23 protein-coding genes are annotated in these 22,583 nt (G+C 54.1%); 12 read left to right on the top strand and 11 right to left on the bottom strand.

The window, feature by feature from the left end; all coding sequences use genetic code 11:
* Positions 1-42: 42 nt before the first annotated feature.
* Positions 43-1,932, bottom strand: a complete 1,890-nt coding sequence (locus tag C7459_RS09325) for a DUF2334 domain-containing protein (RefSeq protein WP_109688558.1) — start codon at positions 1,930-1,932, stop codon at positions 43-45.
* Between the two features lie 219 nt (positions 1,933-2,151).
* Here C7459_RS09325 and C7459_RS09320 point away from each other — a divergent pair, with 219 nt between their 5' ends.
* The 3 genes from C7459_RS09320 to C7459_RS09310 all read left to right on the top strand — a co-directional run bounded on the left by C7459_RS09320 (position 2,152) and on the right by C7459_RS09310 (position 5,926).
* On the top strand, positions 2,152-4,539 hold the full coding sequence (locus C7459_RS09320) for an immune inhibitor A domain-containing protein (protein ID WP_109688557.1): 2,388 nt from the start codon (positions 2,152-2,154) through the stop codon (positions 4,537-4,539).
* A gap of 154 nt (positions 4,540-4,693) precedes the next feature.
* Positions 4,694-5,632 (top strand): carbohydrate kinase family protein, encoded by a 939-nt coding sequence (locus C7459_RS09315; RefSeq protein WP_109688556.1) that lies wholly within the window; start codon positions 4,694-4,696, stop codon positions 5,630-5,632.
* 78 nt (positions 5,633-5,710) lie between these two features.
* The gene (locus C7459_RS09310) at positions 5,711-5,926 is read left to right on the top strand and encodes a hypothetical protein (RefSeq protein ID WP_109688555.1); all 216 of its coding nucleotides are present in this window, start codon (positions 5,711-5,713) and stop codon (positions 5,924-5,926) included.
* 35 nt (positions 5,927-5,961) lie between these two features.
* On the opposite strand, the gene C7459_RS09305 is transcribed toward C7459_RS09310, so the two are convergent.
* From C7459_RS09305 to C7459_RS09295, 3 genes are all read right to left on the bottom strand, one after another.
* Entirely contained in the window at positions 5,962-6,534 is a 573-nt protein-coding gene (locus C7459_RS09305) for a CHAP domain-containing protein (RefSeq protein WP_109688554.1), read from the bottom strand.
* A 126-nt stretch (positions 6,535-6,660) separates the two neighbouring features.
* Positions 6,661-7,002 (bottom strand): hypothetical protein, encoded by a 342-nt coding sequence (locus C7459_RS09300; RefSeq protein ID WP_109688553.1) that lies wholly within the window; start codon positions 7,000-7,002, stop codon positions 6,661-6,663.
* Between the two features lie 102 nt (positions 7,003-7,104).
* Complete coding sequence (locus C7459_RS09295) at positions 7,105-7,503, bottom strand: acyl-CoA thioesterase (protein WP_109688552.1); 399 nt, start codon at positions 7,501-7,503, stop codon at positions 7,105-7,107.
* An 83-nt stretch (positions 7,504-7,586) separates the two neighbouring features.
* Between C7459_RS09295 and C7459_RS09290 the strand changes: the two genes are divergently transcribed.
* The 6 genes from C7459_RS09290 (at position 7,587) to rsgA (ending at position 15,766) form a co-directional block, all read left to right on the top strand.
* Entirely contained in the window at positions 7,587-8,855 is a 1,269-nt protein-coding gene (locus C7459_RS09290; protein ID WP_109688551.1) for a M48 family metallopeptidase, read from the top strand.
* A 100-nt stretch (positions 8,856-8,955) separates the two neighbouring features.
* A complete protein-coding gene (locus C7459_RS09285) occupies positions 8,956-9,579 on the top strand; it encodes a lysoplasmalogenase (protein WP_109688550.1) in 624 nt (207 codons plus the stop codon).
* A 106-nt stretch (positions 9,580-9,685) separates the two neighbouring features.
* A complete protein-coding gene (locus C7459_RS09280) occupies positions 9,686-12,493 on the top strand; it encodes an S-layer homology domain-containing protein (protein WP_170119382.1) in 2,808 nt (935 codons plus the stop codon).
* Between the two features lie 88 nt (positions 12,494-12,581).
* Complete coding sequence (locus C7459_RS09275; RefSeq protein ID WP_109688548.1) at positions 12,582-13,868, top strand: FAD-dependent oxidoreductase; 1,287 nt, start codon at positions 12,582-12,584, stop codon at positions 13,866-13,868.
* Between the two features lie 22 nt (positions 13,869-13,890).
* Positions 13,891-14,448, top strand: a complete 558-nt coding sequence (locus C7459_RS09270) for a peroxiredoxin (RefSeq protein ID WP_342766663.1) — start codon at positions 13,891-13,893, stop codon at positions 14,446-14,448.
* Between the two features lie 283 nt (positions 14,449-14,731).
* The gene (rsgA, locus tag C7459_RS09265) at positions 14,732-15,766 is read left to right on the top strand and encodes a ribosome small subunit-dependent GTPase A (protein WP_245884478.1); all 1,035 of its coding nucleotides are present in this window, start codon (positions 14,732-14,734) and stop codon (positions 15,764-15,766) included.
* 89 nt (positions 15,767-15,855) lie between these two features.
* On the opposite strand, the gene C7459_RS09260 is transcribed toward rsgA, so the two are convergent.
* The 4 genes from C7459_RS09260 to C7459_RS09245 all read right to left on the bottom strand — a co-directional run bounded on the left by C7459_RS09260 (position 15,856) and on the right by C7459_RS09245 (position 18,626).
* Positions 15,856-16,278, bottom strand: coding sequence for a hypothetical protein (locus tag C7459_RS09260; RefSeq protein ID WP_109688545.1), 423 nt, complete (start codon positions 16,276-16,278; stop codon positions 15,856-15,858).
* An 88-nt stretch (positions 16,279-16,366) separates the two neighbouring features.
* On the bottom strand, positions 16,367-17,110 hold the full coding sequence (locus tag C7459_RS09255) for an amino acid ABC transporter ATP-binding protein (protein WP_109688544.1): 744 nt from the start codon (positions 17,108-17,110) through the stop codon (positions 16,367-16,369).
* Positions 17,111-17,125: 15 nt separating this feature from the next.
* The gene (locus tag C7459_RS09250; RefSeq protein WP_109688543.1) at positions 17,126-17,803 is read right to left on the bottom strand and encodes an amino acid ABC transporter permease; all 678 of its coding nucleotides are present in this window, start codon (positions 17,801-17,803) and stop codon (positions 17,126-17,128) included.
* Positions 17,804-17,816: 13 nt separating this feature from the next.
* Complete coding sequence (locus C7459_RS09245) at positions 17,817-18,626, bottom strand: amino acid ABC transporter substrate-binding protein (protein WP_109688542.1); 810 nt, start codon at positions 18,624-18,626, stop codon at positions 17,817-17,819.
* A 137-nt stretch (positions 18,627-18,763) separates the two neighbouring features.
* On the opposite strand from C7459_RS09245, the gene C7459_RS09240 reads away from it, so the two are divergent.
* Together C7459_RS09240 and rnhC are read left to right on the top strand one after the other, a co-directional pair.
* Complete coding sequence (locus C7459_RS09240; RefSeq protein ID WP_109688541.1) at positions 18,764-19,057, top strand: putative quinol monooxygenase; 294 nt, start codon at positions 18,764-18,766, stop codon at positions 19,055-19,057.
* Between the two features lie 21 nt (positions 19,058-19,078).
* On the top strand, positions 19,079-20,038 hold the full coding sequence (gene rnhC, locus C7459_RS09235; protein WP_211320370.1) for a ribonuclease HIII: 960 nt from the start codon (positions 19,079-19,081) through the stop codon (positions 20,036-20,038).
* A 93-nt stretch (positions 20,039-20,131) separates the two neighbouring features.
* Here rnhC and C7459_RS22970 read toward each other — a convergent pair whose 3' ends face one another.
* Complete coding sequence (locus C7459_RS22970) at positions 20,132-21,019, bottom strand: DUF5677 domain-containing protein (protein WP_146200986.1); 888 nt, start codon at positions 21,017-21,019, stop codon at positions 20,132-20,134.
* 207 nt (positions 21,020-21,226) lie between these two features.
* Between C7459_RS22970 and C7459_RS09230 the strand changes: the two genes are divergently transcribed.
* On the top strand, positions 21,227-21,439 hold the full coding sequence (locus C7459_RS09230; protein WP_109688540.1) for a hypothetical protein: 213 nt from the start codon (positions 21,227-21,229) through the stop codon (positions 21,437-21,439).
* Positions 21,440-21,568: 129 nt separating this feature from the next.
* Here C7459_RS09230 and C7459_RS09225 read toward each other — a convergent pair whose 3' ends face one another.
* The gene (locus tag C7459_RS09225; RefSeq protein WP_109688539.1) at positions 21,569-22,192 is read right to left on the bottom strand and encodes an AbiU2 domain-containing protein; all 624 of its coding nucleotides are present in this window, start codon (positions 22,190-22,192) and stop codon (positions 21,569-21,571) included.
* Positions 22,193-22,480: 288 nt separating this feature from the next.
* A partial coding sequence (locus C7459_RS24145) for an IS3 family transposase (RefSeq protein ID WP_146200985.1) occupies positions 22,481-22,583 on the bottom strand: 103 nt, incomplete at its 5' end.

Below are 22,583 nucleotides of genomic sequence, written 5' to 3'. Positions count from 1 at the left end.
CGACCGTGCAGGAGCAAGGTCGGATGTGCATGAGTTTGCAGATTAGTTGGTTGAGGGGTTGCGGAAGGACAGGCTGAGATCGATCGTGTGGTGTGCGACATCCAGTGCAGCGATGTCCGCGCGGTCGTTGCCGTCGAAGTCTGCCGCATACGCGCTGTAGTCTCCGCGCGCCCAGGGACCGTACAAATTGTCGAGCGGCTTGAACTGGAATTCGCTCGTGCTGTCGAGCGTTTCCCAGATGCCGCTCTGTGCATCGTAGACGGCGATGTCCGCTCGATGGTCGCCATTCAGATCGGCGGCCAGCACTTGTACGTTCTGATTCGGCAGCGTGAAATCAGGGGTCGAAGCTTCCCGCCAGCCGGTTCCGTCTGTCGTGTAGAGGTGCAGCCGGCGCTCCTTGAGATCCGCGACGAGGAGATCAGCGCGCTGGTCGCCATCGAAGTCAGCGCTGCGGACGATCGCATCGCGCGGGAGGTCCCAGATCTTGCGCGGTTGGCCGTAGCTGCCGTTCACGTTGAGCACCGACCACAGTTCTCCACCCCGGCGGAGCACGAGGTCTGCACGCTTGTCTCCATTAAGGTCGGCCGTTTGCACGATGTCGAAACCGCCGGGCAAGGAACCGGCCGACTGTGCTTGTTCAAACGTCACGCGATTGGAGAGAAACACGCGAACTTGACCATCGCCTTTGTCATAGGCAAGCAGGTCGTCTAGATGGTCGCCGTCGACATCACCGAGTCGGAATTGCTCGGACGGGCTAAACGAGGTGGACAGCCATTCACGCTGTGACTTCTGTGTTCGGTTGCGCGGCCACTTGTAGTTGCCGGTGAACACTTGGATGCGGCCTTTGTCATGGATGACAACGTCAGCATTTTGACTGCCGCTGACGTTGCCGATCATCACATCGGATGCCTGAATCCCAAGCGGTAGTTCGATGCGATGGGCAGGGGAGTAAGGCAGGATGTCATAGATCGATTCCCACTGGAATCCCCGTTCACGGAACCCTGCAATCAACAGGTGCAAGTTGGAAGGAGCGCCTGCTTTGTACTGGTATTCGGGCAGACCGTCGCGCACGCGGGGCTTGCCGTCCGACTCGAGCACCGCTTCCAGCGACGGGAATTCGAGGAATGGATGGTAGTACATCGCGCCTAGACCGCGATAGGTCTGCAGACGGGTGAGCACATGATCCACACTGCTTGCATCCTGAATGTAGCTGAGCGGAGCAGGGATGTAGGCAGACCCGACGGTGGAACTGCCATAGGAGTTTTCGGTATCGTAGAAATTCAAGTCTTTGAAGGCGCGCAACGAGCGGAAGTCCGGTTGGTAGAGCACGCCCATGAACGAGCGGAACACCTCTTCTTGTTCGCGGGTGTCGTTGTAGTGCGGAGATTCCCAGAACCCAGGCACGAACCCAGCCTTGTCGAATGCGGCGAGGCTCTTCGTGATCTTGTCGGCCGCATATTCGGCGGTCTCCGTCTCCGGCGCGTCCTTTACATGAAATTCAAAGCCAGTCCCGGAGTCCTGGTTGCTATCTCCACGCTTGGTCTCCCCGTATTGGTGCGTGTACCCGTGCATCCCGAGGACCGCACCGTGATCCTGTGCCTCGCGCAACAGGCGGATGAACTGCTTGACCGTCTCATCCGGGTTGGCATCGTCGATGCCTTTTTCGTACCACGTGCCGTCCGGTTGGATGTGCTTGGAGCGGGCGATCGTCGCCACATGGAACGGAACGTGCTCGCCCTCCAGATATTCAAAAATGGCGCGCAACTTGCCGAGGTCGTCCAGCGACTCGTAGGACCCGCCCGGCCCAACGTCCTCCAACCGCAACAGCGCGTGATGCTTGTCTTGGTTTGGGAACGAATTGGTCTGCGTAGGCAGATGGAGCGGCGCAAACACGACGGCGGCCAGCAGGACGCCCAATAAAGTTTTTTTCATATAAGAATCCCCTTTAAGTAGCTTCCCTTTACCACTTTGCCTACAAAGTGACCGTTCGTCAAGATTTCAATGCTACAAATCATCGAGCGTTAAGATGAAAACACATTTTAAAAAACCTGAAATTCTTTATGAAATATGGTTGACTCTCAATATTGTGTCTATTATACTGTCGTTGCAAGGGAAAATTTCGAATGTTCTTTAAAAGGGGGAGCCAAAAAAATGAAAAAGAAAAAGCACGTTGCAACGGGGGTTGCAACCGCTCTGGTAGCGACGTCGCTGCTCACAGGCAATGTGACAGCAGCTCCGACTACCGCCATCGCACAATCTGCTCCGCATGTTCAAGAACATAACCTTGGCGATATCGATATGAACATCGTCAACGAAGATAAACTGATTGAATCCCTGATCGCTCAAGGCGTGATTTCAGCGGATGCTTCTCAGCAGGAAAAGGAAGCTGCTCTGAAGGAATACGTCAACTTCAAAGCCAAAACCGAATTTGACGCGAAGGAATCCGACCCGATCGCTCCGGCTGTCAAAGCGGCTGCTGCGGAACAACAATCCAAGTTCAAAGGTTTCAACAACGGCCTTCTGAACGGCAACGGCAACAAAAATGGTCACTACAAAAAGCAACCGGACCCGGTTCAAGAAACCGCCTACACCGGTGCTGTGAAAACCAAAAAAGTCCTCGTGCTCTCTGTGGAGTTCGCTGACTTTGCACACAACAAAATCAAATCGGGCGAGTCGGACAACTACTACTCCGATTACAATTTGCAACATTATGAAGACATGATCTTTGGCGCAAACGGTGTCAAAGGCCCGCACGGTGAAGACTTCGTGTCGCAACGCCAATTCTACCTGCAACAATCCGGTGGCACGTTCACGGTTGAAGGCAAGGCCTACGGCTGGCTGAAAGTTCCGCGCACCGCAGCGTACTATGGTGCGGACAACCCGAAGGGCGGTCATGACAACGTTACTCCGGGCGGCTCCAAAACGTTTGTCAAAGACGTCTACGCAGCTGCGAAGGCAGCAGGCATTCCGCTCCAAGACTACGACCTCGAAGATCCGCATGATCTCGATGGCGACGGCATCACCAACGAGTCGGACGGCCTCGTGGACAACCTGATGCTGATCCACTCCGGCATGGGTCAAGAGGCAGGCGGCGGTACGCTTGGCAACAATGCGATCTGGTCGCACCGCTCGGCTGTGTTCTACGATCCGGACGGTCTGGGCAATGGTCTGCCGGGCTTCTACGATTACATGGTCATGCCAGAAGACGGCGCAACCGGCGTCTTCTCGCACGAATTCGGTCACAACCTCGGCCTGCCGGATGAGTACGACACCGTCTATTCTGGTACGGGTGAAGCAGTAGGCTACTGGTCGATCATGGCTTCTGGCTCTTGGGCTGGGAAAATCCCGGGCACGGAACCGACCGGTTTCTCCCCGTGGGCGAAGCAGTTCTTCCAAGCAACCCTCGGCGGCAACTGGACGTCCCAAGCTAACGTGAACTGGGAAGACATCTCCACCAAAGGTTCGCAGTTCCTGATCGACCAAGGGAACTCGCCGACTGGTCAAAACAACTCGCAAATCCGCGTCAACCTGCCGAAGAAAAAGCGCGCGATCCTCGCTCCGCTGACGGGCGCACATGACTTCTGGGGCGGCGATGGCGACAAAAAAGACAACAACATGGTCACCACGCTTGACCTGACCGGCAAATCCTCGGCATCCTTGAACTTCGATACCTGGTACAACATCGAAGACCAGTGGGACTTCGGCTTCGTCCAAGTTTCCACCGACAACGGTGCATCTTGGAAGTCCCTGTCCAACGCGCACACCCGTTCTGACGTCAACCCGTCGTCCTACCCGAATATCATCGCGAACGTTCCGGGCTTCACGGGCCAATCGAACGGCTGGCAGAACGAAACGTTTGACCTGTCCGCTTACGCAGGTCAAAAAATCCAACTGAAACTGCGCTATGCAACCGATAGCGGTTCCAACTACGAAGGGTTCTTCGTCGACAACCTCAAAGTAACGGCTGACGGCCAAACGCTGCTCAACGATGGCGGCGAGAATGCAACCGACAGCTTCACCTACAACGGCTTCGAGAAAAACGATGGCAACAAGTTGATCAACCACTACTACCTGCTCGAATGGCGTAACCATGCAGGGGTCGACATGGGTCTGAAAAACATCCGCCGCGGCGCTTCGCTGCTGTCCTACGATCCGGGTCTGGTCGTTTGGTACGTGGATGATTCCTACTCTGACAACTGGACGGGTACCCATCCGGGCGCAGGCTTCCTCGGGGTTGTCGATTCGCACCTGAGCAAGGATCTCGTCTGGAGCACCGGGGCAGAAGCATCCTCGCGCTACCACATCGCGGATGCAGCGTTCGGCCTCGCTCCGACCTCTGGCATCAACCTGCTCTACCCGGGCATCCAATCGCTCGTAGCACCGAGCCAGCCGGGCGAGTCGCTGTTCGATGACAGCCGCGACTTCAACAACGCGTTCATGCCGGATGCAGGTCGCGCTCTGACCTCCTACGGTTTGAAAGTTCGCGTCAACGGCGTAGCAGCGAACAAGTCTGTCGGCGCTGTGGTTCTCTACAAATAAATAGGAAAAGAACTCTCTCCAAGCTGGAGAGAGTTCTTTTTGCCTAGAAAAGCTATGAATTTTGAGAGAAAGTAAAAAATTTGTTGGGATATGTCGAAAACGCGAGTATAATAGGCAGTACAAACGAGGTAGACATTAGGGGAGGGCGTTACTCTTGACGATTACTGTGATCGGGACTGTTTTCGTAGACATCAAAGGCTATGCGAACGCCAAGATCAACGCGGAGTGCAAGAACGTAGGGGACATCGAGTTTGCGAGTGGTGGTGTGGGGCGCAATGTTGCGGAAGCGATTGCACGCGCTGGAGGCTCCGTGGAGTTCATCTCTTCGGTAGACACCTCGTCGCAAGGAGAAGCAGTGCTGGCTGGATTGGCCAGTGTTGGCATTGGCGCGGACCGTGTGGTACGGACGGAACGTGGCATGGGCATGTGGCTTGCCGTTCTCGATCATGATGGAGACCTGGCAGCCTCGATTTCTCAAAAGCCGAACCTTGCACCATTGGAGCACCTGCTGGAGACGCAGGGCGAAGAGATCGTCAAGAACACGGACGCCATCGTCATCGAATTTGACCTCGCCGAGAGCGTCGTCAACAAAATTTTCGGTTGGGCCAAGCAATACGGGAAGCCAGTCTATGGCATCGTCGGCAACCTCGAAGTGCTGATGCAGCGCAAGTCGATGATCAACAACCTGAACCTGTTCATCTGCAACAAGGCCGAAGCCGAGGAATTCCTGGGTGTGACGCTGACCTCGCCGGAGGAATGCAAGATGGCCGCACGCGAAATGACGGAAGCCGGCTTGCAGACGGCGGTGATCACGATGGGTGAACACGGAAGTGTGTTTTACGACCGCATCTACAACGAGTTCGGCTTCGTGCCGTGCGAGTGTGTGAAAGTGGTGGATACGACCGGAGCGGGGGATTCCTTTTTCTCCGGCACGGTGTATGGGTTGGTCAACGGTTTTGGGCTGGGACGGTCTGTCGAGTGCGGGACGAAGCTGGCAGCGTGGACGATTTCCTCGAAGGCGAACGTCGACCCGGAGATTCAAGAGAAAGTACGGCATGATCCGTTGTTTCAACGGGTAACAGTGCTCAACTAGAGCGTTGATGCCAGCATAAGTTCGACGCCAACTTGGTATCTTAACTGTGTGAGAGTACCCTTGGAAGGAGAATGTCGTATGACCCATCATCGCATTCAACGCGACAAGACGTACACGTTATTTGAATTGTCCGATCGCACGGGGATGAGAGTGGCAGAACTTCAAGAGCTGGTACACCGCGGTAAGCTCGCTTCTCATTACACCGATGACACCGAAGTTGTCAACGGCAAGGACTTTCTCGAGTTCGCCGAGAACATCGAGCAAGAGCATGAAGATTTCCAGCATTACCAGTAAGTCAAAACCGCCCGGTCGCCAACCGGGCGGTTTTTTTAGTGGTCATTTTGTTTCAAGCGAATCACGCCCTGCACCCCGCGATCGACGATCCGATTTTCGACCAGCGGCAGGACTTTGCGGGTGTCATGTCCCGAGTTCTGTTCGAGGATGACGACCGCATCCGGGTGAACTTCCGCGATGATCGCGATGTGTCCCCACCCACTGCCACGGGTGCGGTCATAGAGGAGCATGTCATCCGCTTGCGGGACGGTCGTCCCGTTTTCATACGCGACGAAGTACTGGCGATGTGAGGCCCAGCCTCCCACATCTTTTTGCTCCGCGATGCCTTCCCAGATGTCATAAGCACCGGGCCCAGAATTGTGGTAGGGGAAGGTCTTGGGGTACAGCGTCGTGTAAAAGCGTTCCGCATACTCCACGCATTGTGGCCCATGCTGGGTGTCGATCCCTTTGTATGCGTACAGTCCGTCGTCCAAGGATTGGACAGCACCGTTGGAGACGACTTCCAGAGCGGGCGGGTTCTCTCGTGCATGCGCCTGCCAGCGCTTGTACGCGGACGGGGCTCCGGCAGCGAGGACAATGACAACGATGAACATCATGATACGGCGCATCTGAGCAGTTCCTCCTTCACATCCATGCACAGCAATAGTCGGAGGTAGTGTTTGCCATGTTACAGCTTTTATGAAAAAAGCTCCTGACCGCGTGCGGGCAGGGGCTCTTTTGGGTAGCAACAAAAATCAGCAGATATGTTGTCTCAACAGTACAAGTACCTTGTCGAGTTGATTCACAACAAAATATTCGACGCTTCCATCGGCGAGTTCTACACGCAATCGCTTGCGCAAACCACCGCCAAATAGGTCTTTCAAGTCGATCGGCTGCAAGCCAATCGCTTTGATCTCGTGAATCTCGACACTCCAGTTTGTACCCCAGAAATTGGTATCAAATTGGTGGGCGACAAACGAAAGCTTGCGGCTCGTCAGGAACAACTTCCCTCCGACTGACCGAAAAGCATTCTGAGTTCGATTCGCCAACCCTGACCACAACGCTTGCTCATCTGTGCTAGTAAGTATGTCTCCCATCAACAACTGTCTCCTCAATTGTTAAATGATTTGTGTGGCAACGCCATAATCCATTATCACACTAAAATCATTTATTTGCAATTGTAAAAATGGCTTAGGGTGCTAGAGAAAAAGCTTGCGCAATGCGGCGGGTGCTTCCTTGCTTTTGCGCGTTTCCAGATCCATCGTGACGGAGGTGACGAGGCCATCGGCGCAGAGGTCGCCATCTTGGTTGAACAGCTCCTGTTTCAGCGCGTAGGAAGTACGGCCCATCCGCTCCGGCGTCGTCTTGATCGTCAGGCGGTCGCCTTGTTTGCATTCCTTGCGGTAGTTGATGTTGATGTTCACGGTGACCGTCTGAATCCCTAACTGGGTGAACACCTCATAGTGCAAGCCGTTCACTTCGTACCATTCCTCACGGCCCCACTCGAAATATTCGAGGTACTTGGCGTTGTTGACATGACCGTTGACGTCAATCTCCGTAGAACGCACAATAATATCGAGCGTCACTTCTGTTTGCATGTTGTATCAACCTCCTCCCCTTATCCTACCATGAATGACAGGAGGAGGTTGTACATAGGATGGTGTAGGGGGGAGTCTTGTTTATGAAAAAAGTACGCGCTTATCTGACACTGCCGATCTGCCTCTTGATCCTCCTCGGGAGTCTCGGGATGTCCTACTATGTCTACCGAGATACGGGACATGTCGTCCAAACTCCACCGGGGGATCTTGCCAATCCGCTCACCTTCATGAGCAGCGGCGAATACCAGCGCACCCAAGACTACTCGCGGACTAAGGACGCGCTGTATTTTGCAAGCGTCGGCTTCGAGTGGGTCGTCTACCTGTTCGTGCTAGGCGCCGGACTGTCTGCCAAATTGCGCGACCGTGCACGGTCTATTTTTACACGCTGGTCGTTCGGACAGGTCACCGTCTACACGGTGCTGTTTCAACTGCTCCTCACACTGCTGGAATTGCCGCTGGACTGGTACCGTCATGTCGTGGATGTCAATTACGGCGTATCCAACATGACCGGCAGCGCGTGGTTGCAAGACTTGCTCACCTCGCTCGCTGTCGACACGGTCTTGACGATCCCGGTGATCTGGCTTGCCTTGCTGTTTTTGAAAAAAAGCCCTCGCCGCTGGTGGCTCTGGCTCTGGTTGACTTCGGTGCCGCTCACCGCGTTCATGATCATCATCCAGCCGATCGTGATCGACCCGCTGTACAACGACTTCAAACCCTTGCAAAACCAAGAGCTGAAAACCAAGATCCTCGACCTCGCCCATCGCGCGCAGATCCCAAGCGATGATGTGTATGAAGTCGACATGTCCAAGAAAACCAATGCCCTCAACGCCTACGTCAATGGGATCGGGCCCAGCGCCCGCATCGTGCTCTGGGATACGACCTTGCAGAAATTGAATGATGAGGAAATTCTGTTCATCATGGGCCACGAGATGGGACACTACGTCAAGCATCACATCCTCTGGGGCTTTGCAGGCATCGTGGGTGGCACGTTGGTGCTGGTCTATGTGATCGCCACACTCTACCGGCGCATCGTACACTGGATGGGCGAGCATTGGAACATCGAGCATCACCATGATCTCTCGGCGGTGCCACTTGTACTTTTGCTGGTTTCTGTGCTGAACTTTGCCTCCTCGCCGCTGAACAATTATTTGGAGCGCTTCTATGAACACTCCGCAGATCAGTACGCGGTCCAGATCACCCAAGATCCGCAGTCGGGCATCCGCAGTTTCCAAAAACTCGCCCGCCTCAGTCTCTCCGATCCGAACCCACCCGAGATCGTCAAGTTTTTCCGCTACACACACCCGACGATCTCTGAGCGGATCGACTATCTGGAAGAGCAGGAGAAGAAGTGATCGAGATTGAACTGATAAGTACGGACTTGGTTTTGGAAAAAGGCACTCTGTCCGCGCGCGGACAGAGTGCCTTTTCTATAGGAGAAAAGGGGTATGGGCGATGTGGGTGTTGACTGGGTTGATCGTGGGAAGCGGGTTGATCGATTTGCTGGCGATCGCGAGAGGCTGGAACAAGGCGCGGTATCTCTGGAAACCTGCGACGATGGTGCTGGTGATCTTGCTCTCGTTGCGCGGAGCAGACTTCACGAACAGTTCAGAGTCTTGGCTGGTTGCGGGGTTGGTGCTGTCCTTGGTAGGAGATGTGTTGCTGGTGTTGCCGAGCGATCGCTTTCTCGCCGGATTGGTCGCATTTCTGGCAGCGCATCTGTGTTACATCGCGGCTTTTGTCCAACAGGCAGAGGGCGGCGGGTTGCTCCCGGCTGTCGTGCTCGCGGTGTTTGGCATCGGGTATTTTCTGCTGTTGCGGCGAGGGGTGCTCGCGTCTGGTGGCTATGGGTTGCTCGTGGCCGTGGTCTGCTACATCTCCGTAATTCTGCTCATGGTCTGGCGGGCGTGGATGACGGGCAATGTCTGGGTGTTGGCAGGCGCGATCCTGTTCATGATCTCAGATTCAATCCTCGCGTGGAACCGGTTTATCAAGAGATCTGTCACCGGAGAAGTGGCGGTGATGGCGACGTATTACACGGCACAGGGTGTGCTCGCTTCGACACTTTTCGCGCTTTAAGACTATCTCCCTATGGTTTTCGACATCGAACTTTAGTAGACTGAATGAAAGAGTCTACTAAAAGTTGGATTTTTTTACTAGAGGGAGAGTGGAAGAGACGATGCGAATGCGCCAAGCTTTCAAGCGGGTAGCCGCATGGATGCTCAGTCTCACGCTTATCTTCGGCACCTCGGCCGTCGACGTCCGTTCGGCCACCGCAGCCACCGGGCAGATTTACAGTTGGCCGACAATTCTCAGTTCCTCCGAGACGCCGAAGATGATCGTGACCAAGGGAGTCACCTACCAGAAATTTACCTACCAGACCAGTTCTGGGCCGATCGTTCTGCACGAGACGTGGACCGATCTCAGCGATTCCAATGTCGAAGTGCGCCCCGTGCTCTCCAATGACAAGTTGGAGGGCGAGCGCAACGAAACCACCAGCAGCATGGCGACTCGCACGGGGGCGGTCGCTGGCACCAACGGCGATTACTTCGAATCCAATGCGTCCGGCATGGCGCTGGGCATGTCGACCAAGGACGGCGTGCTCGTACACAGCCCGTCGAACGCGGCGGTGTTAGGCATCACGCGCGACAACCATGTCGTGATCGGCAAGTATAACTTCTCTGGGCAGATCACAGCGCGCAACAATGAGTACCGCTATCTGACAGCGCTCAATGCACACCCGGCCACGTACCCGAACGGTCTGCTGGTCATCACCCGTGACCTCGGCTACTGGGAGATGGCGATGAACGCAACCGTGGTGGTCTTGGAAAAGCTGCCCGATGGTGGCGAGTACAAAGTCCATGACATCCTTCCCGCACAGAGCGTGATCGAGATGCCGTACCCTGGCTTCGTGAAGCTGGTGGCACAGGGCACCGATGCGATTCCGTTCGTGACGGGCAACATGAAGCCGGGCGATATCGTGAGAATGACCTATGGCACCAACCCGTCCAGCAGCGACCTCAAGTATTCCATCGGCGGAGGGCCGATCCTGTTAAAAGCCGGCTCGGCTTTCAGCGATCCGGTTCGCCCGGACTCCACCCCGAACTACAAAGGCCCGCTGACCGGCGTAGGGATCACCCCAGATGGACAGCACCTGTTGCAAGTCGCGGTGGATGGACGTTCGAACGAATCGATCGGCTTGACCTATGGCCAGTTGACCAACTACTTCGTCGGGCGTGGCATTTCCGACGCGATGATGCTCGACGGCGGTGGTTCTACCGACATGGTGGTCCGCATGGCGGGCGATACCAAGGCAACGGTCCAGAACGACCCCTCTGACGGATATGAGCGTCGCGTCGCCAACGGTCTGTTCGTCTACAGCAAGTCGGCACCGGGCAAAGCGACCTATGTCTCGGTGAACGATGGTCAGAAACTCGAACTGTTCAAGGGCATGACAGCGAAACTCAGCGGCTTCGTTCGCGATGAGAACTACAACCCACTCCCGAACGAAACGATCACTTACAAGGTCGAACCCGCCACACTCGGCACCGTCTCCGCGAACGGCACGTTCACCGCAGGCAACACGGGCGGAAGTGGGCAGGTGATCGCGTCTGCAGCCAATGGCGCGACCACGTCGATCCCGCTCACGGTGTTCGATCAAGTCGAGAGCCTGCAGATCACACCGTCTGTGATCGACATCGGCAACGCCGAGACGCAGAGCTTCGCGGTCACGGGCTCGTTCCGCGGTGCGAAGTTCGCGATGAAACCGGAGTGGGTGTCATTTACCACCAGTGACAACTCGCTGGGCACAGTTGATGCGCAAGGTTTGTTCACGGCAGGGGCGAAAAACGGAACGCTCACCGTGAATGCGAGCGTCGGCAATGTCACAGTTCGCTCCACCGTTGGGGTGGGGTATGTGACCAAGGCGTTGAACGCGATGAGCAATGCCGATCAATGGACGCTATCCACCCGTTGGGGCAATGTCGGGACGCTCTCGACATCGACTGCACAGACCCAAGGTGGCAACAGCGCTTCCGTCGCGACGAACTACAAGTTCAGCGCGGGAAGTGGTCTCAAGCAGTTCGTGTTCTACCCGAAGGACGCGCTGCCGATCCCAAATGCTTCAGACCTCGCAACGGTGAACCCGATTGGCGTTGGAGCTTGGGTGTATGGCAACAACACCAATTTGAAGCTGGTCGCGTCGTTTGAGCAACCGGATGGCACGCTGATCCAAGGAAGCAACCAACCGCGTGTGAACTGGACGGGCTGGAAGTACGTCACGTTCCACCTGCCAGATACCGCGAAGTTCCCGCTCAAGCTCGATTATCTCGACATCATCGCGGAGAACCCGACAACCGATCTGCAAGGTGCGCTGTACTTCAGCAACTTCCAGAGTGTCTACGCCGCTCGCGGGTATGCGGAACGACAGCCTGATCCAGATCCGGTCGTCACCTTCGCAGACATCCAAAACCACTGGGGTCGTGCGGTGATCGAACAACTGGCCACGAAAAAAGTGATCAGCGGCAAAGACCCGCAACACTTTGATCCCGAGGGGAATCTGACCCGCGCGGAAGCTGTGACCTTGCTCGTGCGAGCGCTCGGACTGCAACCGCAAGCTTCCACCGCGTTTACGGACGTTCCTGCGAACGCTTGGTTTGCAGGCAATGTGGGGGCAGCGGTGAAGGCCGGCCTCGTCAATGGGGTTGGCAACGGACAATTCGCACCGGATGAACTCGTCGATCGCAACCAAGCGGCGACGATGATCTACAACGCCTTGCAATTCAAGGGCAAAGCACCGACGGGCGGCACCCCGATCCCGTTCAAGGATGCGGACCAGATCGCGGATTGGGCGAAGGCGAAAGTCGACGCGCTGTCAGCGGCGAAACTCCTCAACGGCAACGGTGACGGCACGCTGTCCCCGACCAAGAACACGACGCGGGCTGAGTCGGCTGTGTTGATGGCCAATATGATGAAGTTTGGAGGACTGCTCTGATGAGCAGTCCTTTTTTCCTGTGTGGCGGCGGTGGTTTTCGCACATGCTAACCTGTGAGATTTCCACACTCAGAGGAGGTCATGCCCAGATGAAAATCGTCGTCTACACCTCCACAGGCTGCAACTACTGTGCCAAGATCAAAGCCGATTTGCAACGGTGGGGTCTCACCTACGAAGAGCGCAATGTCACCGACAACGAGAGCTTTTTTAACGACCTGCACGACAAAGGAATTTTCTCCACGCCGGTCACGTACTTGGATGACACGCCGGTCATCGGGTATCGCCCGAACAAGATGCGCGAACTGCTCGGGATCACGGACGAGCAGGAGCAGGGCGCGGCCAATGTGGAAGGCGGCGACAAGCAGAGCATCGTCGCAGAGCAACAGGAGCAGGACGTGGACATTTTCACCAGCCTCGATGAAAGCCTGCTCACCCCCACCTACGACCTCGTCTGCATCGGTTCTGGCCCGGCGGGGGCATCGGCTGCCGTCTACGCCGCTCGCGGCAAGCTGAAAACGCTCGTCATCGACAAAGCGCCAGGCAGTGGAGCGTTGGCGATCACGCACAAGATCGCCAACTACCCAGGGGTGCAGGAGGAGTTGACCGGCCTCGAACTTGCCGACCGCATCCGCCGCCAAGCAAAGGAGTACGGTGCCGTATTCGCTCGGGCGACCGTGCAAGGCTTGATCGATGGGGAGGAACACAAGGAGATCATCACCCCAGAAGGTGTGATCAAGGCAAGGACGGTCTTTATCGCAGTCGGCGCGCGTGGACGCACCAACAAACTCCAGGGCGAGGACAAATTCGAAGGGCGCGGCGTGTCGTACTGTGCGACGTGTGACGGTGCGTTTTTCAACAAGCGCACCGTCGTCGTGTATGGGGACAACGAGGAAGCGGTCTCCGAAGCCTCGACGCTCGCACAGTTCGCGAGCAAAGTCTACTTCCTGATGCCGGGTAAAAAACTGACCGGCCAAGCACAACTCGACGACCTCGACAGTCATGGCAATGTCGAGATCCGCACCTCGCACAAGATCCGGGAGATTCTCGGGGCGGAGGGCGGCAAGTTCGAAGGTGTGCGGGTGGAGAAGGAGGGTGGCGAGCAGGAGACGATCGTGGCGGACGGTGTGTTCGTCTACACGGCAGGGAACAAGCCGGCGACCGACTTTGTCGGAGATACGGTCAAGCGCGACGCAGATGGGTACATCGACGTCAACGAGTTGATGGAAACCAGCACGCCGGGCATCTTCGCAGGCGGTGACGCCCGTCGCACCCCGCTCAAGCAAGCGGTCATCGCTGCAGCCGACGGAGCCCTCGTCGCCCAAGGTGCCGACAAGTACGTCAACAAGCGCAAGAAAGTACTCCCGCAGTACAGCTAAAAAACGGCTGCTCCTGCCCCGCATGTCCAAGCGTGTCAAAGGGCATACTTGTTCCTGTTCTGCTAGCAACCAAGGAAGCAAAGGAGGGATCGACATGCCCAAAGGCGCAACGGAGACCACGACGCTGAAAGTTGGCGATCCAGCTCCAGACTTTACGCTCAAGGCGCACGGGAACCGCACGATCTCCCTGTCGGACTACCGTGGCAAAAATGTCTTCATCGCGTTCTATCCTCTCGACTGGACCCCGGTCTGAGGCGCGCAAATGCCTTCATACGAGGACGATCTGTCCCGTTTTGAAGCGCACAATACCCAGGTGCTGGGTATCAGCGTCGACAGCATCCCCAGTCATGAGGCGTGGCAACGGTCGGTTGGCGGGATCTCGTATCCGCTGTGTTCGGACTTCTGGCCACATGGTGAAGTCACGAAGCAATTCGGTGTCCTGCGCAACGCGGAAGGCATTTCCGAGCGCGCCCTGTTCATCATCGATGGGGAGGGCATCGTGCGTTTCATCGACGTCCACCCGATTGGGGAGCAACCGGACAACGATGAATTGTTTGAAGTGCTCAAAGACCTAAAGTAAGAGGTCCTTCATAAAAAAAGCACAGCGTCTCTGCACGCTGTGCTTTTTTTGTGATATACTAATGGCAGATTCTACAAGTCTTAAGAAGGAGTGATGGTATTATGGCGACCGCTATTGTCGTACATGTAGCAAAGTATTGTGAGGTTGCAGACATCCTCTAAATCTTCGAGACGATGTTTTTTAGGGGATGGCCTCTGTGACCCGATCGTTGGATCACATATCTCAGGAGGAATCCCAATTGACTTTACCAAACCTGCAAGCTCTAGGTTGGAACGAAACACTGATGGAGCACTTCGCTCCGTATGCAAGCAACGCAGAATTTACGGTGGCCCGTGTGGCCCTCGAACATAAACATCTCTATCGCGTCTATTCGGAACACGGCGATCTGCTCGCCAGCGTAACTGGCAAGATGCGCCACGAAGCGCTGGGTCGTGAAGCATACCCGGCGGTCGGGGACTGGGTGGTGATCTCCGCCCGTCCTGAGGAAGGCAAGGCGACGGTACACGGCATCTTGCCGCGATTCAGCAAGTTCTCGCGCAAAGTCGCAGGCAACACAACCGAGGAACAGATCGTGGCGGCGAACGTCAACACGGTGTTTCTCGTCATGGCGCTGAACAACGACTTCAACATTCGTCGCTTGGAGCGCTACTTGGTGGCGGCTTGGGAGAGCGGTGCGAACCCGGTCGTGATCCTGACCAAGTCGGACCTCTGCGACGACATCGAGGACAAAATTTCCGATGTCGAGAGCGTGGCGTTCGGCGTGCCGATCCATGCGATCTCCTCGGAGTTAAACCAAGGTCTGGAGCAGTTGCAGCCCTACATCGGTGAGGGCAAAACGGTCGCGCTGATCGGTTCGTCCGGTGTTGGCAAGTCGACGCTGGTCAACCGACTGTGCGGTGAGGATCGGATGATGACCAAGGAAGTCCGCGAAGGCGATGACCGCGGCAAGCACACCACGACCTACCGCGAGTTGATCCGCATGCCGCAGGGCGGTCTCTTGATCGACACCCCTGGGATGCGTGAATTGCAGTTGTGGGAAGCAGATGAGAGCTCGCTGTCGGGCAGTTTTGCTGACATCGACGAGCTTGCCTCCGCATGTTTCTACCGCGATTGCAAGCATCACAACGAACCGGGTTGTGCGGTGCAACGGGCGCTGGAATCGGGCACACTTGAGCAGGCGCGGTTCCAGAGCTACCTCAAGCTCCAAAAGGAACTCGCCTACCTCGAACGCAAGTCGGATGTACGTGCGGCGGCTGCCCAGCGGGATAAATGGAAGCAGATCACCAAGAGCATGCGCGGCACGACCAAGAAAAAGTAACGCGACGAGCGAAGCCCCTGCCAATCGGCGGGGGCTTTTTTCTGCACGAAAAAAGGACCTCACCGTCGAGACGATGAGGTCCTTTTTTGCTAAAAGGGTTTGTTCGCCATCAAGTAGCCGATCGCGCCGAACAGTCCGAGCGCGGTGACGATGACGCAGAAGTTTTCGAAACGCAGTTTGGACATCTCCTCGTGGGCGTAGACTTTGTTCGTCTCCACGATCGATTCCATGCGACTGAGCACGACCTTTTTGATGATCACGAAGATCAGTGTGTAGATCAGCATCGAGACCAACAACCACATCTGGAACAACATCTTCCAGGATGTAGCGAGGACCATCCCAGCCCCCGTCCCCCACAGCGTGTAGTTCGCGGCGCGATCGACTTTCTTGTACCACCCGATGAAATTCTGCACGTTCTCGACGCTTTTCAGCCTCGGGATATAAAACAGCACACCGAGTTTTACAACCACGGCGCACAGGTGAAGTCCTAAAATAACATAAAACAAGATCATGCCCAACACCCCTCTCTCTACTATCTATCTTACCTCATTTTACGCAAAAAAGCAGACGGTAGAATCCGCCTGCTTTCTCGTGTATGCCTTAAACGCTGAGTTTATTCAAAAATTGCTTCGTCCGCTCCTGTTGCGTCGCCTCGAAGACTTGCTCAGGCGGGCCTTGTTCCACGACCACGCCACCGTCGATAAAGACGACTTTGTCCGCGACATCACGAGCGAATTTCATCTCATGTGTCACGACGACCATCGTCATGCCTTCCTGTGCCAGTTCCTTCATCACTCGCAACACCTCACCGACCAGTTCCGGGTCGAGCGCTGATGTCGGTTCGTCGAACAGCAACACTTTCGGGTCCATCGCCATCGCGCGGGCGATCCCGACACGCTGTTGCTGGCCGCCGGAGAGTTGGTGTGGATACATGTCGGCGCGATCTGCCAAGCCGACTTTTTTCAGCAATTGCAAGGCTTTCTCACGCGCTTCCGCCTTGCTGCGCCCGAGGACGGTCACTTGACCCTCCATCAAGTTCTGGAGCGCGGTCATGTGGGGGAAGAGGTTGTAGCTTTGGAACACCATCCCAGTTTCCCGACGCAACGCGAGCGTCTCGTCACGGCGAAGCGGTTTGCCAGGGGTGAAGGTCAAGTGTAGAGCACCGAGTTCCAGCGAGCCGGACGTCGGAGTTTCCAGCAGGTTCAGGCAGCGCAGGAGCGTCGTCTTGCCAGAGCCAGACGGGCCGATGATCACGACCGTCTCGCCGCTGCCGACCTCGAGGTCGATGCCTTTGAGGATATGCAGATCATCAAACGACTTGTGCAGGTTGCGAATCTGAATCATGTTCGGTGCTCCTCCTTACTTCGCCACGTGCCGGCTGAAGCGGTTTTCCAGCCAGCCTTGCACCCAAGACAAGACGGTGGAGAAGATCAGGTAGATCACCGCTGCCTCCGAGTACAGAACCAAAGGCTCGTAGGTGGTGGCGGTGATCTGTTGTGCGACGCGGAACAGCTCCGTCATCGTGATCGCAGCGGCGAGCGAGGTGTCCTTGATCAGCGAGATGAAGGAGTTCGCGAGCGGCGGGACCGCGACGCGGGTCGCCTGCGGGATCACGATGCGGCGCAAGGCTTGCGAGTACGTCATGCCGACCGAGTAGGCGGCTTCCCACTGCCCGCGCGCAATCGACTGGATCGCGGCGCGGATGATCTCGGAGCCATAGGCCCCCACCGAAAGCGTGAAGCCGATCACGGCAGAGGGGAACGCACCGAGAGTGAGACCGATCGAGGGCAGCCCGTAGAAGATGATGAACAATTGCACAAGCAAGGGCGTCCCTCGAATGATCCAGACGTAAAAGCGGGCGATCCCGGAGAGCACGCGATTGCCAGAGAGGCGAGCTAGAGCTGCGAGGAGTGCGACCACGAGGCCAAGGGCAAAGGAGATCAAGGCCAGCGGGACGGTGAACTCCACTCCCGCTTTTAACAGCGGGAGGAAGGAATTGACCACAATATCGAGGATGCGTTGCGTCCGATCATCCATGAGGTATCAGTCCTTACTTCGAGACGTCAGCGCCGAAGTATTTCTCCGAGATCTTCAGGTAGGTGCCGTCCGATTTGATGTCAGTGAGAGCTTTGTTGACCGCATCAACCATTTCTTTGTTGTTTTTGCGGAACATCAGGCCGTTTTTCGCGCCATCCGCTTGTTCGTCCACTTTTTTCAGCGGGAGGTCCGGCTTTTGCTTGACCAAGTCGAGGTAGGACAGGCCGTCATTGACGGTTGCGTCTACGCGCTTGGATACCAGCATGTCGATCGCCGGGTTGAAACCTTCGACCCCGACGATCTCAGCGCCGTTTTGCTTGGCGATGTCGGTCAGGTTGGAGGTGAGGGATTGTGCCGCTTTTTTGCCTTTCAAGTCGGCAAAGGTCTTGATCGTGGTGTTGTCCTTGTTGACGATCAGCACAGCCTTCGATACGATGTAGGGATCAGAGAAGTCATATTTTTCCTGACGATCCGGACGGATGCCGACTTCGTTGGCGATCATGTCGAAACGCTTGGCATCGAGACCTGCGAACATGCCATCCCATTGGGTTTCCACGTACTCAGCTTTGACGCCGAGACGCTTCGCCACTTCGTTAGCCACTTCGATGTCGAAGCCGGTCAACTTGCCGTCTTTGTCATGATAGGTGAACGGCGCGTAGGTTCCTTCGGTGCCGATCTTGAGCGTGCCAGCCGATTTGACTTGGTCGAGCAGATTCTTGGTCGCTGCGGTTTCGCCTGCTTGGTTATCAGATGAGCCACAAGCGGTTAGAGTGAGAGAGAGGGCAAGGACGGAAGAAGCAAGAAATGCGAATTTTTTATTCATTCTGATTATCTCCTAGTTTACGGATTGGATTTAGTGACTTTATTGTATGATGGTATTGTTTTGGCTAGACTTTGTCAATATCCTGACCCAAAATTGTAGTGGCGATGTACGATCGCACACGAAAGGTGGAGTTCCCGATGATCATCATCCATGCCTATCTGACAGTCAACCCGAGCCAACGTGAGGAATTTTTGGAGAAAGCAAAACGGGTAGTAACCGGCACGCAAGCAGAGGCAGGCAATATCAGCTATCAGTTATATGAGGACGCGGAGCAACCGAACACATTTGTGATCTTGGAAAAATGGCAAGACCAAGCGGCGGTCGCACATCATCAACAGACAGCCCACTTTATCCAGTTCAACCAGGACGCGGCAGGCTTGCTTGCAGGGCCGGCGCAGGTCGAGTTCTATCACGTAGCAGACAATAAGTAAGGGTAGAGGAGGGATGCGAACGTGAGGATTGTGGATCTGGGCTCAGCGAGTCAGCGGGCTGAGGAGTTGTGTGCAGCGGCGGGCTTGGAGATTTTGGAGCAAAAAGACATTCCCTACGGTCGCCAGTTCAAAGTGTGCAGCGGTGGATCGACAGCGCAATTGAACATCTACTTTGGGAAAAAGGGCTTGAAACTCGTCGTGCAGGGTGGAGACAGCGCGGTAAAAGAGGCGTTGGAGGATGTCACCGCCCAGATGGAGGGCCGGAGTGCAGGGGAGAAAAAAGCGACCCGCCCGCGTGCGGACGGGTCTGCTGTCGTCGCCAAGCCAACGGTGGAAGTTGCGTTTGACGAGCCGTGGATCGGGACGGATGAGAGTGGGAAGGGGGACTTTTTTGGACCCCTAGTTACCGCTGGTGTGATCGTCGACCCGGAGGCAGTGCCGCTGTTGCAGTCGCTTGGCGTGGATGACAGCAAGAAGATCACCGACAAGAAAATCCCCGGCATGGCCGAGGAGATTCGCAAGATCTGTTTTGGGAAGTATAAAGTCTTGCAGATCAATCCGGTGAAGTACAACGAGTTGTATGGCAAGATGAAGAACTTGAATGTGTTGTTGGCGTGGACGCACGCGGCGGTGATTGAAGACTTGCTGGAGAAGCAAGACGTCAAGCTAGGGATTGCCGATAAATTCGGCGACGAGAAGTATATCAACAACAAACTTAAAACCAAAGGAAAAGGCATACGACTGATCCAAGTCCCGAAAGCTGAGCAGAACATCGCCGTCGCCGCAGCCTCCATCCTCGCCCGCGACGCCCTGCTCAAATGGAGCAACGGCGCGAAAAAGCAGTACGGCCTCACCCTGCCCAAAGGAGCGTCGTCCCTCGTGATCCAAGCCGGTAAAGCCTACGTCCAAGCGCACGGCAAGGAAGCGCTCGCTAACGTGGCGAAGTTGCATTTCAAGACGACGGAAGATGTCCTTCGGTAATAAGATAGTACCCCATAACTAGTGGGGTACTTCTTTCATGAAAGCTAATATTTTTGCATTATCGGTGGGAAACAAAAAAAGTGATTTCGATGGTCACCACCGAAAATCGTATTTGGGAGCATTCAACAGACTTTGCCGGAATTCATGTATCTCTTTTAGATACCATTGTTTAAAATTAGGGCTTTGGTCAGGAAAATAGTTTTCTAGAATCAGTAAAGAAGCTTCAACAATAAACCCTATGGTTAACTCTATGTTAGTATTAAGTTTTTGGACGCTTCGCAGACCTCTAATCTCTAAATGCCCAGTATTAGGGTCTGACCATATTTTTCGTAATATATTTGAGGCATGAGATACTTGAGAAAAACTAGAATATAAAGCTGAGTACCAATCATATCTGTCTAATTCCTTAGATAATGAAGATAAATTTTTGGGTCCATCAAAAAGAGAATACCAGTTTGGCGGTCGGTTTTTGTTTGCCTTTTTGGTCCTCAGATATTCCTTATAAACGGAATGATAACGTGGAGATTCTAACCCAGCTTGCTTAGATTTAATTTCACTGTCTAAGATTGAATCTGATCCTACTATATCTCTGTAATCATCACTTCGATAGATTTTCAATTCCGAGACGGTGTCTGCCACAATATACGATTTGCATCTTAGTTCAGTATTCTTTGTGGTAATGAATTCCAATCCTAAGAAGGCCTCAAATGCACTTCTGAGGAGGACATCAGTGGGGTCTGCGACCCCCTGATGCAATAGTACTTGGGTAGCATCCGTCATCTCCAAAATATGTCTATAAAAGAGAGGTGGTATTGTTTCGAAATATTCATCGACTCCTTTTTCCATCAAGCTTGAAAATATATGTGTTCCGTAATTTACACACGATTCCAAAACTGCAGCTGATTTATCAAGGTGAAATAATAATGATTTCGGTCTCTCGCTATTTAGTAAGCAGTCATGAGGAGTTTCCAATGTTTTCACTCGTTTCTTTTCTTGTTTGTATTTGGTAAGGATATTCTAACATGAAATATAAAAAATCTTAATCACCTGTGCGTCTCATAATTCTTGCCCTTATAAGAAGTGGGTACATGTTGGGGTCCTAGAAGTCGAAAGTTAAAGAGACGTGTATGATAACCGCGTCTCCTTCCTTGGCGTTTCCTTGATAACGGCACGGAAGGACAAGTCTTCTTGGAGTACATGCACATCCAATCGGAAGACTGGAACCGTAACGTGTGGTACAAGAACGAGTCTCCCGAACAAATCCAAGAGATTGAAGAACGGGAGGAGATGGTGCGAGAGTGGGAGCAAACGCTTGAGGCTCAAGAGTACCTAAAAGGGCAAGAAGAACTGCGGCGGGAATTCTTTGAACTGGCACGCCTTGAAGCAAGAGGAACAAGGTAGCACACTGACTTCGAGCATGAGATATTAGGCAACATGGTCTACCATAGACGAGTCAAGAACCTCAGGAAACCAACACCCAAGGGGAAGCGATGAGTTTCCCCTTTTTGTGCCCCCTTTTAACGGGGCAAACTATCTGTTTCTCCAACGTTCTAAAAACTCTTTCTGTTTCGATACATGTTCATTCAGTATGTTAAGCACTTTGTCTACATCCAGTGAATTAGTTGCTGATATGTGAATTGAATTATTATTCAGAACCCCCAAGAAGTAATTGAGGATTTCACCAGCAAATTCGATAAGTCCACGAATTTCAATTGGTGAAATAGCACCAAGCTTTTCTTTGTCAAAATAATAATCTCTGTCAGAATGGGCGTAATGCTTATCACGCCAAACTAGCAAACGATCAATCAATGCTTGCTTTTCCATGACCTTTCTTCTTACTTCTTCAACTGAACTAGGAATGATTTTACCATCGAACAAGTGTGTGCTCGATTGGGCGATCCCTATGACTTTAAGTATCGTATAGCCATGCTTATTACGCAGTTCAAACATTCTTGTCAGAGCAACAACAGAGTCATTAAAGAGTGAATCTAGTGTCATATGAAAGAAAGCAGGAGCAAGATTCATTGCTTCCAATCGATCTTTAGTGCGCTCCCTTAAATGAATGTACAACTGGAACTTATCATAAATGACTTGCACATCGTGAAGCATTCTTGTTATCAATTGGATAAGGTCTTCTCTAGTATTGTCGGTCATTTGCGTACTCCTTTGCTTCGTTAGTCAAATTCCGTGTTTTTAAGGCTATTATGTACAAAAATTACAATGAGTGCTAGTATCTATTGGGAGTTTCGGAAGTTGGTTCACACTCAAATAGCATTTTGTGTTGTTGTGCGATTAGCGGAATATGTAGCCGTCACTAATTGGTAGATAGGCGGGGAATATACCTTTCGAACCGTGTTTGATTCCACGATTAAAAAGGGATCCTTTAGTGTGATCTGACCCCTGTCAAGTGGACAGAAAAGAAAGCCTAAAAATCAATAGGCGCTAAGCGACCATAGTCCGGTATCGTACCGGGCTATGGTTTTTTAGTCTGCTTTGGAATCGTTTATGGTTATAGAACTTCACGTAGCGTTTTACTGCTACTTCG

It is taken from the genome of Tumebacillus permanentifrigoris (assembly GCF_003148565.1).
In the GTDB taxonomy this organism is placed as follows: Bacteria; Bacillota; Bacilli; order Tumebacillales; family Tumebacillaceae; genus Tumebacillus; species Tumebacillus permanentifrigoris.
The sequence above is the reverse complement of the archived record's forward strand: the minus strand, read 5'-3'. Positions and strand labels throughout refer to the sequence as shown.

What these genes read in the sequence shown, in the direction of transcription:
- C7459_RS09325 (WP_109688558.1), bottom strand. Translation starts at nt 1,932, where the DNA reads ATGAAAAAAACTTTATTGGGCGTCCTGCTGGCCGCCGTCGTGTTTGCG.
- C7459_RS09260 (WP_109688545.1), bottom strand. Translation starts at nt 16,278, where the DNA reads ATGATCTTGTTTTATGTTATTTTAGGACTTCACCTGTGCGCCGTGGTT.
- C7459_RS09295 (WP_109688552.1), bottom strand. Translation starts at nt 7,503, where the DNA reads ATGCAAACAGAAGTGACGCTCGATATTATTGTGCGTTCTACGGAGATT.
- C7459_RS09290 (WP_109688551.1), top strand. Translation starts at nt 7,587, where the DNA reads ATGAAAAAAGTACGCGCTTATCTGACACTGCCGATCTGCCTCTTGATC.
- C7459_RS09245 (WP_109688542.1), bottom strand. Translation starts at nt 18,626, where the DNA reads ATGAATAAAAAATTCGCATTTCTTGCTTCTTCCGTCCTTGCCCTCTCT.
- C7459_RS09240 (WP_109688541.1), top strand. Translation starts at nt 18,764, where the DNA reads ATGATCATCATCCATGCCTATCTGACAGTCAACCCGAGCCAACGTGAG.
- C7459_RS09310 (WP_109688555.1), top strand. Translation starts at nt 5,711, where the DNA reads ATGACCCATCATCGCATTCAACGCGACAAGACGTACACGTTATTTGAA.
- C7459_RS09225 (WP_109688539.1), bottom strand. Translation starts at nt 22,192, where the DNA reads ATGACCGACAATACTAGAGAAGACCTTATCCAATTGATAACAAGAATG.
- C7459_RS09255 (WP_109688544.1), bottom strand. Translation starts at nt 17,110, where the DNA reads ATGATTCAGATTCGCAACCTGCACAAGTCGTTTGATGATCTGCATATC.
- C7459_RS09280 (WP_170119382.1), top strand. Translation starts at nt 9,686, where the DNA reads ATGCGCCAAGCTTTCAAGCGGGTAGCCGCATGGATGCTCAGTCTCACG.
- C7459_RS09300 (WP_109688553.1), bottom strand. Translation starts at nt 7,002, where the DNA reads ATGGGAGACATACTTACTAGCACAGATGAGCAAGCGTTGTGGTCAGGG.
- C7459_RS09285 (WP_109688550.1), top strand. Translation starts at nt 8,956, where the DNA reads ATGTGGGTGTTGACTGGGTTGATCGTGGGAAGCGGGTTGATCGATTTG.
- rsgA (WP_245884478.1), top strand. Translation starts at nt 14,732, where the DNA reads ATGGAGCACTTCGCTCCGTATGCAAGCAACGCAGAATTTACGGTGGCC.
- C7459_RS09320 (WP_109688557.1), top strand. Translation starts at nt 2,152, where the DNA reads ATGAAAAAGAAAAAGCACGTTGCAACGGGGGTTGCAACCGCTCTGGTA.
- C7459_RS09305 (WP_109688554.1), bottom strand. Translation starts at nt 6,534, where the DNA reads ATGCGCCGTATCATGATGTTCATCGTTGTCATTGTCCTCGCTGCCGGA.
- C7459_RS09275 (WP_109688548.1), top strand. Translation starts at nt 12,582, where the DNA reads ATGAAAATCGTCGTCTACACCTCCACAGGCTGCAACTACTGTGCCAAG.
- C7459_RS09250 (WP_109688543.1), bottom strand. Translation starts at nt 17,803, where the DNA reads ATGGATGATCGGACGCAACGCATCCTCGATATTGTGGTCAATTCCTTC.